We start from the raw sequence: 14,809 nt of genomic DNA, 5'->3' as shown, positions 1-14,809 counted from the left end.
AAGTTGAATTTCAGGCACTTGGGTGAGGAGAGAGAATCATGGCTTCAGGATTGGAACAAAGCAATCAGCCGCAGGCTTGCGGGGAACTGCTCGCGGCTTACCGCGCTTCCGGCGCGCGTGCCGAAGAGGCGGAACGCATCGCATTCGGCGGCCAAGCCGACAAGGACGTGTACAATATCGCCGCGCCGTTCGCTGACAACGGCGTAACGGTCATCCCGGGACGCGTGGAATCGCGCGACAGCGAGCATTCCGAGGTCGTGTTCTTCGCCGAGCAGGGCGGACAATGGCTGCCGCTCGCGGACGCGCCGGTGCTGGTGCTGCAGGATCCGTTCCATTGCCGAATCGGCGGGGAATTGATCGTGGGCGGCGTGGAGATCTATCCGCATCCCGCGAACGAAGGCGCCTTGATGTGGCGCACCGTGTTCTATCGCGGCCAAGACATCCGCAGCTTGAAGCCGTTCTTCAAAGGGCCCGACGGCATGAAAGACCTTCGTCTCGTCGAGCTGGCGGACGGCGCTATCGGCGTGTTCACGCGGCCGCAGGGCGAGAAGGGCGGCCGCGGCAAGATCGGCTTCACCCGCGTGAAATCGCTGGAAGACTTGTCGCTCGACGCGATCAACGACGCGCCGCTGCTGGAAGGCCAGTTCGCCGAAGGCGAGTGGGGCGGAGCCAACGAGGCGCATCTGCTCGAAGGCGGACGGGTCGGCGTACTCGGCCACGTCGCGAATTTCGACGAGGCGGGCGATCGGCACTATTACCCGATGGCGTTTATTTTCGACCCGTCGTCCGAGACGTTCACGTCCATGAAGCTGATTGCCGAACGCAGCAAGTTCCTGCCGGGCCCTTCGAAACGGCCGGATCTGCAGGACGTCGTCTTCAGCGGGGGCCTGGTTCGCCGGGAAGACGGAAGCGCCGTGCTGTACGCGGGCATCAGCGACGCGGACGCGCAGCGCATTGTAATCGACGACCCGTTTCAAGGACTTTAAGAGCAGGGCTAACGCCGCTGCAAAGTAGAGATAGAGCTTGGATTTGGAGCTGTAAAGTAGAGATAGAGCTTGGATTTGGATAGGAGTATACAACAGAGGAGTTAACGCTATGAATATTTACCGCTATGAACAGAATCCGCTGGTGACCCCGGCGGACGTGAAACCGCACCGCGACGATTTCGAAGTCATCGGCGCGTTCAACGCCGGCATCGCGGAGTATAATGGCGAAGTCATCATGCTGCTTCGCGTCGCCGAGCGTCCGATCAGCCCGGATCCCGAGGTCGTGCTGGCGCCGGTGTACAAAGTCGATACGCAAGAGCTGGAGCTGATTCCGGTCCGCAAGGACGACGAGCGCTACGATTTGTCGGATCCCCGCGTCATTATTCTGAAGGAGCACGCGCCGGCGTTTCAATATTTGACGTCGCTGTCGTACCTGCGCATCGCGCGCAGCAAGGACGGACGCAACTTCACGATCGACGAGAAGCCGTTCTTGTATCCTTCGGAATCGCTGGAGACCTTCGGCATCGAAGATCCGCGCATTACGCAAATCGGGGATACGTATTACATTTACTACTCCGCGGTGTCGCCCGTCGGCATCGGAGAGTCGTTGGTTTCGACGAAGGATTTCGTGAACGTGGAGCGCCACGGCATGATATTCGGCCCGGACAACAAGGACGTCCTGATCTTCCCGGAACGGGTCAACGGCAAGTACTACGCGCTGCATCGCCCGACGACGAAGAGCGTCGGCCGCCCGGAGATGTGGATCGCCGAGTCCGACAATTTGCTCTATTGGGGCAATCATAAGCATCTGATCGGCCTGCGCGACGGCATGTGGGACAGCGGCCGCCTGGGCGGCGGCGCGGTTCCGTTCCGCACGGAGCGCGGCTGGCTCGAGCTGTATCACGGCGCGACGCTCGATCACCGTTACTGCATGGGCGCGGTGCTGCTCGACCTGAACGATCCGTCGAAGGTCATCGCCCGTTCCGTCAAGCCGGTCATGGAGCCGGATGCCGACTATGAAGCGAACGGCTTCTTCGGCGGCGTGGTGTTCTCCTGCGGCGTCCTCGTGGACGGCGACCGAGTGCGCATGTATTACGGTGCCGCGGACACGTCGATGGCGTGCGCGGAGCTGAGCCTGCAAGAGATTTTGGACAGCCTGGAAGAGGTTTAATGTCATTCGCACGATTATAGAGCAGCTGCTTGAGACGCGGGACGTCTCGGGCAGCTGCTCTTTGCGTTGTTTTCCAGTCGATATCCGGTTGACAATAGAGTATCCTAGAGTTAGGATATAATTATACTAAAGTTAAGATAACTTAAATTAGGATATATGAAACACGAAACTCGAAGATCGAAAACTTAAACCATGAAAGGAAGGGAATAATAGATGAAGAACATTCGGATCTATCCACCGGACCAACAAGTGAGCGAGGTGTTCCCGGGGGGAAGCATTACCGTGCAGAAGCCGATCGGCTTCCCGCATCAGGATTCCGTCGTACGGCGCGTCGGTCCGCTGTTCTATTGGTCATGGGCGCATACGGAGAAGGAAGGCGGCATCGGGCTTCACCCGCACGAAGGGTTCGAGATCATGTCGTACGTCTTGAACGGGAAGCTGATTCACGGCGATACGCTGGGAACGGAGAGCAGCGTGGGCCAAGGCGGGTTACAGGTCATGCAGACCGGTTCCGGCGTCTCCCACAAGGAAAAGTTTTTCGGTCCCGACGGAGAGGCCTTTCAGATCTGGCTCGAGCCGCATTTGAGCGAAGCCCTGAAGCGCAAGCCGACCTATGCCGACTATCGGCACGAGGACTTCCCGCTGGCGTCGCCCGCGCCGGGCGTCAGCGTGAAGACGATCTTGAGCGATGGATCGCCGATCGGGCTCGTGACGGATGCGAAAATGTGGGATATCACGGTGGAACCGGGCCGCGTGCATGAGCAGGAAATTCCGCCGGGCTACACGTGGGCCGCTCTGGCGGTTAGGGGAGACGGCACATGGGAGACGCCGGATGAGGCTGGCGAGCCCGTATCGTTCCGGCATAAGGATTTCAGCGTGATCGACGCGAAGGACGGCGGCCGCCGCATCGTGCTCCGGGCGGGAAACGACCAGGCGCTTCGGATGGCCGTGATCGAATTGCCGGCGAAAGTCGACTATCCGCTTTACCGCAAGTAAATCGTAAGAACAGACAGGCGGTCTCTCCGGTTGAGGGGCTGCCTGTTTTTTTGGTGTTTCGTTTTTCTGTTTCGTTTTTGGTGTTTCGTTTTTCTGTTTCGTTTTTGGTGTTTCGTTTTTCTTTTCCTATTATCCCGCACGACGCTCCGTTTCATGAAAAGCGTTTTCATAACTCCGCGCCTTCACCGATCGAAACCTCTAATCATTGCGATAGAAAACCAATCGTTGTCTGCTAGTTCCCCTTTCCCCCTGTCCGTATAATTAGCGTACAGAGGTGATCGCATGCTCGAGAGACTGGCAAAATACCGTTCCCAGTACATTATGATCGCACCGGCCGTGATCTTATTGTTGTTGTTCAGCTACATTCCGATGGCCGGCATTCAAGTCGCGTTCAAGAACTTTCATATCGGCTACACGATCTGGAACGCCCCGTGGACCGGGCTTGAAAACTTCTCTTTCCTGAAGGACGACCAATTCTGGGTCGTGGTCAAAAATACGATCATCATCGCGGCGCTCAAATTCGTATTCGGCTTTCCGGCGCCGATTATTCTCGCCCTCCTCATCAACGAGGTGCGGCACAGCGGGTTCAAACGGTTCGTGCAGTCCGTCAGCTACCTGCCCCATTTCTTCTCCTGGATCGTCGTGGCGTACATTCTCCAATCGCTGCTGACGCTGGACGGCGGGCTGGTCAACCAATTCGTGACCAAGACGGGCGGCGACCCGATCTTCTTCCTGGGCTCGACGGAATGGTTCCGCCCGATGATCGTGGCGAGCGGCCTCTGGAAGGAGGTCGGCTGGAATACGATTCTGTACCTGGCCGCCATTACGACGATCGACCCGCAGCTGTACGAAGCGGCGAAGGTCGAAGGCGCGGGAAGGCTGGCGCAGATCCGCCACATCACGCTGCCCGGCATCATGCCGACGATCTCGATCGTGCTCATCCTGAGCATGCCGAGCCTGATCGCGGTCGGGATGGACCAGATCTATCCGCTTATGAATCCGGCCAACCAACCCGTCGCGGACGTGCTGGACACGTACATTTTGCGAAGCGGGCTGCAGCAGGGCTACTTCGGAATGGCGACGGCCGTCGGCCTGCTGTCCTCCGTCATCAGCTTGATCCTCGTGCTCATCACGAATCAGACGGCGCGCAAAATCAACGGGGAGGGGCTCTGGTAGGCTATGAAACGTTCGGCAGGCGACAAAACGAGTCAAATCGTCATCATCGTGCTTCTCTTACTGCTATGCTTTACGGTCATCTATCCGTTTCTTTACATGCTGGCCATTTCCTTGAACGAGGGGCGCGACGCGGCCAAAGGCGGCGTGTATCTGTGGCCGCGCAGCTTCACGCTCTATAATTTCCGGATCGTGCTCGGCAACGAGATCATCCAGCATTCGTACTGGGTGACGATCTCCCGGACGATTCTCGGCACGATCACGGGCCTGCTCGTCACGCTGCTGGCCGCGTTCGGGTTGTCTTACCGGGCGCTGCCGATGCGGGGAACGATTCTCGGCTACGTGCTGCTGACGATGCTGTTCAGCGGCGGACTGATTCCGTTCTATATCCAGCTTCACGATCTTCACCTGCTCAATTCCTTCTGGGTCTATATCGTGCCGAGCGCGTTCTCGGCCTGGAACATGTTCGTCATGATGAAGTTCATCGGGGGCATTCCCGAGGCGCTCATCGAATCGGCCGAAATGGACGGCGCCCATCCGTTCCGGGTGCTCTGGTCCATTATTCTGCCGCTGTCCAAACCGATGCTGGCCGCACTGGGCTTGTTCACCGGCGTCATGCACTGGAACGATTGGTTCGCCGGCGCGTTCTTCGTCTCCAACCAGAACTTGATTCCCGTGCAGACGTTCCTGCAGCAGCTGCTGTCCGCGCAGGACATCTCGGCGGTGCTCGGCTCCAACAACAACGTGGAAGCGCTGGCCCGGGGCTCGAGCTTGGCTAACGTCACCTTGATGTCCATCAAGATGGCGACGGTCATGGTGAGCGCGATTCCGATCCTATGCGTCTATCCGTTCCTGCAGCGCTACTTTGTCAAAGGCGTGCTGATCGGTTCCGTCAAGGGCTAGAAGCAAGCAGGCAATGAGGGAAATAGAAGAAACAAACCGCCCGACAGCAGGTGTACAGTAACACCATATATAATGGAGATACAGAAAGGGGAAGCAGCAGATGAATGCATTTACGACAAAGAAGAGCATGGCCATCGGCTTGGCAGCGCTTATGCTCGGCTTAACGGCATGCTCCAGCAATGGAAATAATAACGGCGGCAATGCGGGGCAGACGAATACGAATGCAGCCGCGGGCACGGCTTCGAACGCGGGCGATACGGCCGGCTCCAAGGACTTTAAGCTATGGCTCGGCTGGACCGCAACGATCAACAACGAGAGCATGGTGCAGAAATATTGGAAAGAGCATGAACCGGGCATCGAAGTGAAGCTGGAAGCGACGCAGGGAGATGCCATGACGGCGCTCAACCTGAAGCTGAACACCGGCGGCTTCGAGGATGCGGCCTTGTTCAATAGAAGCGATATCGTCAATTCCTCCATGATCCGCTCGAACAGCATTCTTCCGCTCGAGAAGTATTTCGATATGCCGGACAAATACCCCGGCTTGGCCTCCATTCCGAAGCTCTACCTGGACGCCATGAAGGACAAGGACGGCCATATCTGGTCAATTCCGACCTGGTTCGACCAGAATCCCGAAGACCCGTGGCCGGGCTGGGCATCTCTGGGCTGGTTCGTACGGAAGGATATTCTCGATAAGACCGGCATGAAGATCGATGATCTGAAGACGATCGCGGGCGTCGAGAACTACTTGAAGGCGGCGGCCAAACAGAAGGACGAATCCGGCAAGCCGTATATTCCGCTCAGCTTCCTGTCCGACGCGAACGACGAGAACGTCATCCTCAGCACGTTCGGGGTATCGACCTCGACGGCGGGCGGCGTCATTCCGGTCGAGAAGAAGGGCGACGGCTACGAGTTCATCTACGACAACCCGCAGTACAAAGCCGCTTATCAGTGGATGAATCAAATGTACCGCGAAGGTCTTATCGACGCCGAGGCCATCACGGACAAGGCGGAGCGTTACAAGGAGAAAACCAAATCCGGACGCATCGCGATGAACGCCGGCGGATTCTTCAACATGGACGCGCATATCTGGGAGATCCTCGACGGCCCGACGGAGCCGGCCTGGTTCTACGAGACGATCCCGTATCCGCAAGTGACGGGCGTCGACCATATCGGAGCCAACCAAATCGTCAATCCGTTCCCGGGCAACGATCTGTATATCAGCAAGGATACGAAGAACCTGAACGCCATTCTGGCCTTCACGGATTACATGCTGCAGCCGAAGCCGGAGCAGCAGCAGGTCGCGAACGAAGGTCCTGCCGGCGTGTACTGGAACTGGGTCGACAAGCCGCTTGGCTTGTGGAAATTCACGGACGAGAACTACCAGCAGCTGCATGATTCGGGGGATGCGGCCAAAATCGCGAGCACGAATCCGGGGCTGTACGGGATCTCCTCCTACAGCAACGAGTGGTATCCATGGTGGAACTATGCCGTTACCGATCCGAAGGGCCGGCAGAAAACGATCGATTTCACGCAAGCGATCGGCAAGATGGGCGGCGTCCGCGTCGCGCAGCCGTACGACATGGTGAAAGCGAAGCCGGGCGGCCTATGGGAGAAATATTTGCCCGAGCTGGAGAACGTTCGCAAGGAGTTCAAAGCGAAGCTGCTGATGGCCAAGGATGACAAGGCGTTCGAAGCGGCGTGGTCCGATTTCCAATCCGCGCTCGAGAAACGCGCTCACTGGAGCGAGCTCAAGCAGGAGTGGAACACGACCCTCCAAGAGCAATCCGCGGCCAAATCCTAAGCCGGATTGAAGCTATTGTTATGCTGGATCGAAGCGAAGCGTTCGAAATTGCATGCCAGCCTGACCAAGGGGAGCCGTCTATATGACGGCTTCCCTTTCGGCACGATTCGGAGCGGATGGCCTGCTTGCAGGCGATAGCTTCCTGTTAACCGCCCGGCAGGCGTATGATATACTCCGTTGTGAAAGGGGAGGGAGCCTTGCGACTGCACTGGAACAGATGGATATTGGGCTTCACCCGAAGACTGAGCCTCCGGAACAAGATCGTCGTGCTGTACGTGATGATCCTGCTGCTGCCCACGCTCGTGCTAAGCAGCGGTGCCGTGTACGGGGTGATCCGCAGTTTTCACCACAGCTACACGAACACGGCGGAAGAAGCCGTGCAGCAGACGGCGCAGATCGTCGACTTCAGCAAGAAGAGCTATGACCTGCTGGCCGTGCGGACGGCGACCGACGGCGAGCTGATCGCCAGGCTCGGCCGCGAATACGCGGACATGTCCGAAGTCGTGGATACGGTCAACTACGTGGATCGGACGTTCCTGATCACGAGCAAATATTTGCCGGGCATCGCGGATTTCCGCATTTACCATACGAACGAGACGCTCGTTCAGGACGGGCAGCTGCTGTGGCGCCCGGAAGCGCGAATGCTCTCGGGCATGGAAGAGCAGGCCTGGTACGAACAAGCGAAGCAATCGGAGAGCCCGCTCTACTGGAGCAGCGTCCCGGGCAATCCGGACCAAAGCGTCATTACGCGCAAAATCATCGACAATACCGGAAATCTGCTCGGCGTCGTCTATATTCTATTGAATTACGACGCGGTGTTCGGCGAATTGCTGGATCATCCGTTCAATGACGGCAGCCTGTATATCGTCGACGATGCCCATCGCATTCTGGCGGCGACCGACCGGGCGGATATCGGCAAGCGCTTGCAATTGCAGGATTGGCCTGATGGAAGCAGGGCAGGGACGGAAAGCGGGGCAGGGGCGGAAAACGAGGCAGGGACAACCAGCGCAGCCGGAACGGAAGCGCCCGCAGCGGCAGCGGCATCGAAGCAGAATGCCGGCCTGCTGGATCTGACGGGCACGAAGGAGATGCTGGTGACCCAGCCCTTGTCTTCCCACTGGACGCTCGTGGCGCTGATGCGCACGAAGCATCTCGACAATCAGAACCGGATGGTGCTCCTGCTGATCGTCGGCATCGTGACGCTCTTCCTGCTGCTCTCGCTGTCGCTGATGACGACGATCGTCCGCAATATCGTCCGGCGGATCCGCAAGCTCGGCAGCCGAATGGGCGGATTATCCCGCGGCGAGTTCGAAGCATCGGTCCGTTACAGCGAGAACGACGAGCTGGGCGAGCTGGAGAACCGGTTCAACTCGATGTCGGAGCAGCTCGGCAAGCTGGTCGAGGATATTACGAAAGCCGGCCTCGCGGAGAAGGAGCAGGCGTTCAAGGCGCTCCAGGCGCAGATCAATCCGCATTTTATCTACAATTCACTGGGCCTCCTGCGCTGGCGGGCGATGGATGTGGACGATCAGGAGCAGATCCGGATCATCGACGCGCTGACGACGTTTTACCGCATTACGCTGAACAATCAGATCAGTGCTATCCGCATTCGCGACGAGCTCGAGCATGTCAAAGCCTATCTGGATATATGCCAGTTCCGCTATCCGGGACGGGTGAAGGTCGAGTGGGAGATCGACGACGGGGCGCTGGATTATTATACGATCAAGACCGTGCTGCAGCCGATCGTCGAGAATTGCTATCTGCACGGCGCCATCACCCGCAAGCCGGGCGCGTTGATCCGCGTATCCGTCGCTCGGGAAGCGGAAGGCATGATCCGGATGTCCGTCTACGATAACGGGCAAGGAGTCACGGCGCAGGTGCTTGCGGCCATCGAGCAAGGCGTGCATGTCGGCAAAGGCAACGGATTCGGCACGCCAAACATCAAAGAACGGCTCGCGCTTTATTTCGGGAGCGGCGCTTCGTTGACGATCGACAGCGAGCCCGGCGCATGGACGCTCGTATCCATCGTATTCCCGGCTTGCGCCGTCGAGCCGATGATCAGGAGGGAAGCTTAACATGCTTAAAGTTCTCATCGTGGACGACGAGCCTTCCAATATTCAAGGCCTTGTCCGTTATATCGACTGGCAGACGCTCGGGTACGATAAACCGGTGACGATGGAATCCGGCGAAGAGGCGCTCGATGAGCTGCGCAGGGACCCCTTCGACGTGCTCATCTCCGATGTCTCGATGCCCGGCATGAACGGCATCGAGCTCGTGGCGGGGGCCAAGCGGCTGCATCCCCATATTCAGGTGCTCATGATCAGCGGATACAACGAATTCGAATTCGTGCAGGACGCGATTCATGTCGGGGCGCAGGCCTATGTGCTCAAGCCGCTGAAGATGGAGGAAGTATCGAGCCGCCTCGCCGCCTTCCGCGAGACGCTGGACAAGATGCGCAGCATCGTCGACCAGACGAGCGAGCTGGAGAAGAAAGTGTCGGAGAGCCAGAAGCTCGTCAAGGAACGGTTCGTAACCGATCTCATCGCTGAAATTCCGCAGACGGACGAGATGCTGGCCTCCTGGAACAACTTAATGGCCTTGCCGGCCGTGGCGGGAGGCTTCCAGCTCCTGGTGTTCGGTCTGGATCATTTCCTGTCGCCGGGCAAGGAGGCCAAAGACAGAATCCTTCTTGGAAGCGGATTCAAGCAAACCGTCGAGGTCGGCATGTCCGATACCGAGCCGATGTTCCTGGCCCAGATTACGCCGGACGAGATCGCCGTGCTGCATTTCGGCCGGACGCCGGAGGAACGCGCGAAGCTCGAGAAGCGGCTGCCGTTCATCCAGAACATGATGCGCGAGCAGTACGGCGCCACGGTGACCGTTGGCAGCGGCCGGACGGGCAGCGCTTGGGAAGACGTGCCCCTCTCCTATAAGGAGATCAAATTCATGATGGCGAGGGCGCGGCTCATCTCGGACGGACAGATCGTTCGGCACGATTACATCGACCGCAGCGAATTCCAAGCTTTTCGGCTGAGCGAAGAGTTCATACCGAACATCGTGAAGCTGATGGAAGCGGGGGATTCCGTTCAGGTCGGCGCGTGCATGAACCGGATTTTGGATGTGCTGCTGGCTCAGGAGCAGGCGTCCTTCTCCTACGTGCAGGCGTTCGGCATGAGTTTCCTAAGCGAGCTCGTTCGGAGCCTGAAATGGAAGGATGACGCCGACGGCGAGATGAATATCCTGATGTGGCGCCGCATGCTGGATTGCGGCAGCACGGGACAGATCATTCTGCTGCTGAACGATTACGTCGACCGGTACATGACGATCGAGAAGAAGGAGCGCATGAACCAGCAGCATAATCTCATCAAGCGCATTGCCGCCTTCATCGAGGAACGGCTCCAGGAGAATTGGACGGTCAAGCAGCTGGCGGAGGAATTTAGCCTGAACGCGAGCTACCTCAGCGTCCTGTTCAAGCGGGAGATGGGGAAGACGATCTCCGAATTCGTCCAGGAAACACGCATTCACCGGGCACGGCTGCTGCTGAAGGACCCGGGCATCAAGGTGTACGAGGTGGCGGACCAAGTCGGCATCCAGACCTCGGCGTATTTTACGTACTTGTTCAAGAAGCTCGTCGGCTGCACGCCGCAGGAATACAGGGACTATAACTGACATTCATTATCTGGAACGCCGAGGGCAGCTGCGAAGAAGGCAGAAGCCTTCTCTGAAGAACGCCCAGCCTCCTTCAAAGAGACTGGTCACGGTCTGCCTTAGACCTGACTGGTCTTTTTTGCGTGCTATCGTATGCGTAAACTGCGAGCAAGAATGTGCTCCGCTATGCGTATTTCGGACATTTCCGCATGTACAGGCGATTCATTAGCAATAGGTCCTGCATATGCGGGAAAAGTCACTACTGCTCCCCTCGGGCTGTTGATATACTGAGTCTGTTTTCAGGTATCTTCACGAATTGGGGGAGGGAGCACGACATGGAACTCGCAAAACCGATGAAGGCCAAGGCGGCGAAGCAGCGTCCGGGAGGCAATCGGAGAACGCTGCCGCATGCCTTGAAGGGCGTCGTGAAACATTGGCAGCTTACGCTGCTGCTGCTGCCGGTCCTGATCGCGATCATCGTATTCTGTTATTTTCCGATGATGTGGCTGGTGATCGCGTTCAAGGATTACAACCTTGGATTGGGCATTTGGGACAGTCCGTGGGTCGGGTGGAAGCATTTCCACATGATCTTCACGTATCCTGACATGCTGAGGCTCATTAAGAATACCCTGGTCATCAGTCTGCTGAATCTCGCGTTCGGCTTTCCGGCCGCGATTATTTTCGCGCTGCTCCTGAACGAAATCCGGCATTCCATCTTCAAACGGACGGTGCAGACGCTGACGTATCTGCCGTATTTTATCCCGTGGACGATCATGGCGGGCTTCATCAGCCTGCTGTTCTCCATCGACGGCCTCATTAACGGCTTGCTGGAGGACATGGGCTTCCAGGTCCGCAATTTCTTGACGAACAACACGAGCTTCATCGAGCTGGTCATCGGTTCGGGCATATGGAAGGGGATGGGCTGGAGCTCCATCATCTATCTGGCGGCGATCGCGGGCGTCAATCCCCAGCTGTACGAGGCCGCGCTCATCGACGGGGCAAGCCGTTACCAGCGGATCAGATCCATTACGATCCCGGCGATCATGCCGGTCATCGGCATCACGTTCATCCTGCAGGTCGGCGGTCTCATGTCGGCTAACTTCGATCAGCTCTACAACTTATACAATGCGCAGGTGTACAAGGTCGCCGACGTTATCGATACGTACGTCGTCCGCATGGGCGTCTCGCAGCTGCAATACAGCATCACGACGGCGATGGGGCTGTTCAAGGGCATCGTCGGGTTCGTGCTCATCATGCTGTCCAACTGGGTCATCCGCTTGACGAGCGACGGCGAAAATTCACTTTGGTAGAAGGGGGCGGGCGCTAGTGGCAGGCCGCAAATTTACTTGGTTCGATCTGTTGAATTACGTCTTCATGATTCTGTTGTGCTTCACGATGGTGTATCCGTTCCTGCATACCTTCTCGCTGTCGTTCAGCTCCCCGCTCGAGGCGGGCAAGGGCGGTTTCATGTTCTGGCCGCGGGGCTTCCAGTTCGACACGTACAAGGGCTTGCTTCAGGACGACGTGTTCTGGCGGAGCTACCTGAACATCGTCGTCGTGACCTTGATCGGCACCGTCGGCTGCTTGCTGCTGACGGCAGCCGGCTCGTACACGTTGTCGCTGCCGCACTATCCTTTCCGCAAGTTCGTTACGATGATGATCGTCTTCACGATGTTCTTCCAAGGCGGCATCATCCCGAGCTATCTCCTGGTCAAGCAGCTGGGCCTTATGGATACGTGGCTTCCGTTATGGGTTCCGGGGCTGGTGGCCGCATTCAACATCATCCTGCTCATTAACTTCTTCCGGCAAATCCCGAGCGAGCTGCGGGAGGCGGCGACGATCGACGGCGCTTCCGACATTTCCATCTTCCTGCGCATCGTCATTCCGCTCTCCAAGCCCGTGCTGGCCACGGTGGGCCTATTCCTGGCGGTCATGTTCTGGAACGACTGGTTCTCCCCCTATCTGTACGTCAACGATCCGAACAAATACACGCTGCCGCTCATCCTGAGAAAGTACGTCGCGAACAGCGAGATGGATTCGCTCTCCGGCTTCATCAAGAGCACCAACAACCGGATCCTGCCGGGTCAGGTCCGGGCGACGGTCATCCTGGTAGGCGTGCTGCCGACGCTGATCATCTATCCGTTCATTCAGAAGTACTTCGTCAAAGGCGTGACGCTCGGATCGCTCAAGGGATAGCGGGAATACGTGCGGCAACGAAAGCAGCAAGCGGCGGGATCGGGCTGTATGGGGCAGAGTTGAACGGCTGCCAGCCTCGTTAGGGGGATGTGCGCAAAGCGAAGAATTCGGACTATTTCCGTTACAATCGCGTTCGCTGGCGCTTTTGAGCACGTAAATGCAAAAAAGTCTATTATCGGCACGCAATTGCCCGTGGTACATTTCAGTCGTCAGGACCGCCTGATCAATCGAAGGGGAGGATTTACAAATGAATCGAGCCATGACGAAAACCAAAAGAAGCTTGATGCTCAGTTTCGCCATCTTGATGACCGCCGGCATGGTCGGCTGCTCCAGCAATTCGAACTCGGACAACAACGGGAACGCCGCAAGCGATAACGGAAGCAGCGGCAACGCCGCGACGACGAACGACTCGGGTACCAAGAATGAGGGCAACGATGCGGAACCGGCGCCGGCGGAGAAAACGTACGAGATTAAATATCACGGTTCGTTCCAATTGGACGGCATGAAGCCGGATTCGGACGTCGAACAGGAGATCGAGAAGAAATTCAACGTCAAGATCGATCTGGTCAACGCGAAAATGGACAAAATCAACCTGCTGGCCGCTTCCAACGATCTGCCGGACGTGATCCGCATCGCCGATCCGAAGGATGTCGCGACGCTCGCGAGCTCTGGCATGCTGCTCGAGCTGCCGGAAAGCCTGCTTCAGGAACAGGCGCCAGACATCATTAATTCCTTGAACCAAGTCGATACGGGCCTATGGGGTCTGTCCAAGGTGAACGGCAAGAACTATGCGATTCCGCAATATCTGACGGTCGTGCCGTGGGATTCCGCAGTGACCTTCCGCAAAGATATATTGGATGCGGCCGGCATCACCGACGTGCCGACGACGATCGATCAATATGACGCTGCTTTCAAAGCGATCAAAGCGGACGAGAAAGCCATCGCCGCCAAAGCAAGCCCGGGCGTGAAGAAGCTGTATATGTTCGGCGGCGCCGACATGCAGTTCGGCTGGAACGCATGGTCGTGGCTGTTCGGCGCATACGGCTCGATGCCGGGAACTTGGCAGCTCGACGCAAGCGGCAACGTAGCCCGCGGCGAGACGCTGCCGGGCACGAAGGACGCGCTGGCCAAACTCCGCGAATGGTATGCGGCCGGCTACATCGATCCGGCGTTCGTGACGGACAAAGGCGATCAATACGGCGCCAAGTACAATAACGGCACGTACGTCATGTCCACGCGCGGCTTGAACCAAATCAGCTCGCCGAACACGGACGATCTGCAGAAGAACATTCCGTCCGTGCAATACGTCAACGCGAAGTCCCCTGCGGGACCGAACGGCGACGCGGGCGTCTGGTCGTGGGGCAAGCGCCAGAACTTCGTCGGCATCTCCGCGAAGCTGAAGGACGATCCGGAGAAAGTGAAGAAGATCCTGTCCATGCTCAATTCGATCGCGACGGACGAGAACCTCTACAAATTGACGCACTGGGGCATCGAAGGCAAGTCGTATAATCTGACGGACGGCATTCCGGTACCGATTCAGCCTTACGACAACGATAAATCGCCGGAAACCGCCGCCCTCGGCGTCGGCTCGATGGATGGCCAAGGCGGGTCGTTGTTCGGACCGTTCGGCAATATCGATTTGGTCAAGAAGTACTTGGATCCGAAGCTGGTGGAAGCGACCAACCAGTTCTATACCGGCAAGCCGGACGTGATCTTCATGCTGCCGCTCCCATCGACGGCCACGACCGAACAGCGGATCATCGACAAGTGGAACGAGACGTTCACGAAGATCGTCATCGGCGAATCCCCGCTCACCGCTTACGACGACTTCCTGAAATGGTTCAAGGACAACGGCGGCGAACAGCTAACGAAAGAAGCGAACGATCTGTACGCGGCGAACTTCAAAAAATAAAGGCAGTTCCTTTCAGGAAGACC

General features: G+C 57.7%; 11 protein-coding genes. All 11 read left to right on the top strand.

Annotated features, from left to right (window positions below):
• Positions 1-38 precede the first annotated feature (38 nt).
• Positions 39-986 carry an MTP-1 family protein gene (locus tag AC0YNU_RS19050; RefSeq protein ID WP_475759462.1) on the top strand — a complete coding sequence of 316 codons (948 nt, stop codon included), beginning with the start codon at positions 39-41 and terminating at the stop codon, positions 984-986.
• Positions 987-1,095: 109 nt separating this feature from the next.
• Complete coding sequence (locus AC0YNU_RS19045; protein ID WP_475759460.1) at positions 1,096-2,157, top strand: BtaManbiosPhlase; 1,062 nt, start codon at positions 1,096-1,098, stop codon at positions 2,155-2,157.
• Positions 2,158-2,370: 213 nt separating this feature from the next.
• Entirely contained in the window at positions 2,371-3,153 is a 783-nt protein-coding gene (locus tag AC0YNU_RS19040; protein WP_475759458.1) for a pirin family protein, read from the top strand.
• Positions 3,154-3,435: 282 nt separating this feature from the next.
• Complete coding sequence (locus AC0YNU_RS19035; RefSeq protein WP_475759456.1) at positions 3,436-4,329, top strand: ABC transporter permease; 894 nt, start codon at positions 3,436-3,438, stop codon at positions 4,327-4,329.
• A 3-nt stretch (positions 4,330-4,332) separates the two neighbouring features.
• Positions 4,333-5,229, top strand: a complete 897-nt coding sequence (locus AC0YNU_RS19030; RefSeq protein ID WP_475759454.1) for a carbohydrate ABC transporter permease — start codon at positions 4,333-4,335, stop codon at positions 5,227-5,229.
• Between the two features lie 100 nt (positions 5,230-5,329).
• Positions 5,330-7,030, top strand: coding sequence for a type 2 periplasmic-binding domain-containing protein (locus AC0YNU_RS19025; RefSeq protein WP_475759451.1), 1,701 nt, complete (start codon positions 5,330-5,332; stop codon positions 7,028-7,030).
• A gap of 197 nt (positions 7,031-7,227) precedes the next feature.
• Entirely contained in the window at positions 7,228-9,105 is a 1,878-nt protein-coding gene (locus AC0YNU_RS19020; RefSeq protein WP_475759448.1) for a cache domain-containing sensor histidine kinase, read from the top strand.
• Between the two features lies 1 nt (position 9,106).
• Positions 9,107-10,699 (top strand): response regulator, encoded by a 1,593-nt coding sequence (locus tag AC0YNU_RS19015; RefSeq protein WP_475759446.1) that lies wholly within the window; start codon positions 9,107-9,109, stop codon positions 10,697-10,699.
• A 314-nt stretch (positions 10,700-11,013) separates the two neighbouring features.
• Positions 11,014-11,988: an ABC transporter permease gene (locus AC0YNU_RS19010; protein ID WP_475759445.1), complete on the top strand. Its 975-nt coding sequence runs from the start codon at positions 11,014-11,016 to the stop codon at positions 11,986-11,988.
• A gap of 16 nt (positions 11,989-12,004) precedes the next feature.
• Positions 12,005-12,874 carry a carbohydrate ABC transporter permease gene (locus tag AC0YNU_RS19005; protein ID WP_475759442.1) on the top strand — a complete coding sequence of 290 codons (870 nt, stop codon included), beginning with the start codon at positions 12,005-12,007 and terminating at the stop codon, positions 12,872-12,874.
• A gap of 247 nt (positions 12,875-13,121) precedes the next feature.
• Positions 13,122-14,786, top strand: a complete 1,665-nt coding sequence (locus tag AC0YNU_RS19000; RefSeq protein WP_475759440.1) for a type 2 periplasmic-binding domain-containing protein — start codon at positions 13,122-13,124, stop codon at positions 14,784-14,786.
• Positions 14,787-14,809 lie beyond the last annotated feature (23 nt).

The sequence above is a fragment of the Paenibacillus sp. J31P316 genome, from assembly GCF_056269105.1.
This window is presented reverse-complemented; position numbering and strand designations above follow the sequence as displayed.

Coding starts and splice junctions, on each gene's coding strand:
- AC0YNU_RS19050 (WP_475759462.1), top strand. CDS start 39: ATGGCTTCAGGATTGGAACAAAGCAATCAGCCGCAGGCTTGCGGGGAA.
- AC0YNU_RS19030 (WP_475759454.1), top strand. CDS start 4,333: ATGAAACGTTCGGCAGGCGACAAAACGAGTCAAATCGTCATCATCGTG.
- AC0YNU_RS19045 (WP_475759460.1), top strand. CDS start 1,096: ATGAATATTTACCGCTATGAACAGAATCCGCTGGTGACCCCGGCGGAC.
- AC0YNU_RS19025 (WP_475759451.1), top strand. CDS start 5,330: ATGAATGCATTTACGACAAAGAAGAGCATGGCCATCGGCTTGGCAGCG.
- AC0YNU_RS19035 (WP_475759456.1), top strand. CDS start 3,436: ATGCTCGAGAGACTGGCAAAATACCGTTCCCAGTACATTATGATCGCA.
- AC0YNU_RS19010 (WP_475759445.1), top strand. CDS start 11,014: ATGGAACTCGCAAAACCGATGAAGGCCAAGGCGGCGAAGCAGCGTCCG.
- AC0YNU_RS19040 (WP_475759458.1), top strand. CDS start 2,371: ATGAAGAACATTCGGATCTATCCACCGGACCAACAAGTGAGCGAGGTG.
- AC0YNU_RS19015 (WP_475759446.1), top strand. CDS start 9,107: ATGCTTAAAGTTCTCATCGTGGACGACGAGCCTTCCAATATTCAAGGC.
- AC0YNU_RS19000 (WP_475759440.1), top strand. CDS start 13,122: ATGAATCGAGCCATGACGAAAACCAAAAGAAGCTTGATGCTCAGTTTC.